Annotated in this window: 2 tRNA genes and 3 rRNA genes; all 5 read right to left on the bottom strand. The window is 51.7% G+C overall.

What is annotated here, in order from left to right:
- Nucleotides 1-267, bottom strand: a 23S ribosomal RNA gene (locus tag N0M98_RS33710); the annotation flags it as partial.
- A 76-nt stretch (nucleotides 268-343) separates the two neighbouring features.
- Nucleotides 344-419: transfer RNA gene (locus tag N0M98_RS33705), tRNA-Ala, on the bottom strand.
- A 28-nt stretch (nucleotides 420-447) separates the two neighbouring features.
- Nucleotides 448-524: transfer RNA gene (locus N0M98_RS33700), tRNA-Ile, on the bottom strand.
- A 34-nt stretch (nucleotides 525-558) separates the two neighbouring features.
- Nucleotides 559-675 (bottom strand): 5S ribosomal RNA (gene rrf / locus N0M98_RS33695).
- 146 nt (nucleotides 676-821) lie between these two features.
- Nucleotides 822-907 (bottom strand): 16S ribosomal RNA (locus N0M98_RS33690); the annotation flags it as partial.

Genomic DNA, 907 nt, shown 5'->3' with positions numbered 1-907 from the left:
TTCCGCTTTCGCTCGCCGCTACTGACGGAATCACTTTTGTTTTCTTCTCCTGAGGGTACTTAGATGTTTCAGTTCCCCTCGTATGCCTCTGCACACCCTATGTATTCAGATGTGAGTAACTGAGAATTACCTCAGCTGGGTTTCCCCATTCGGATATCCCCGGATCAAAGCCTGCTTACGGCTCCCCGAGGCGATTTCGTCGTTCGCCACGTCCTTCTTCGGCTCCTAGCGCCTAGGCATCCTCCGTGTGCTCTTATTAGCTTAACCATGCTAATACACGTTGTATTGCTCTACGCATTTCGTTTCGTTATCTAGTTTTCAAGGAACAATCGTATTGCATTATTGGTGGAGCCAAGCGGGATCGAACCGCTGACCTCCTGCTTGCAAGGCAGGCGCTCTCCCAGCTGAGCTATGGCCCCATAATATGAAATTATCCATTTCGAGAAATGGTGGGCCCTAGTGGACTCGAACCACCGACCTCACCCTTATCAGGGGTGCGCTCTAACCAGCTGAGCTAAGGGCCCGCATTGTGAAACTTGCAACCCCATAAAGGGGTTCGCTTGGCGACGTTCTACTCTCCCAGAACCCTTCGGTTCAAGTACCATCGACGCTGGAGGGCTTAACGGTCGTGTTCGAGATGGGAACGCGTGGTTCCCCTCCGCCATCATCACCAAACGAATAGAGAGTTGTCTTCTCAAAACTGACCAACGAGTGAGTGGCGCTGCAACTGTTACATCGAGTTCGTCGATGTCCGTTGTCAACTATTGTGCAACTGTTAGTTGCTTATGTCCGATGACCTACAGTCATCATGGACTCCATAGAAAGGAGGTGATCCAGCCGCACCTTCCGATACGGCTACCTTGTTACGACTTCACCCCAATCATCTACCCCACCTTCGGCGGCTGGC

This window comes from Paenibacillus doosanensis (assembly GCF_025060755.1).
In the GTDB taxonomy this organism is placed as follows: Bacteria; Bacillota; Bacilli; order Paenibacillales; family NBRC-103111; genus Paenibacillus_S; species Paenibacillus_S doosanensis.
Note: the sequence above shows the minus strand (reverse complement) of the source record. Positions and strands in the feature narration are given on the sequence as shown.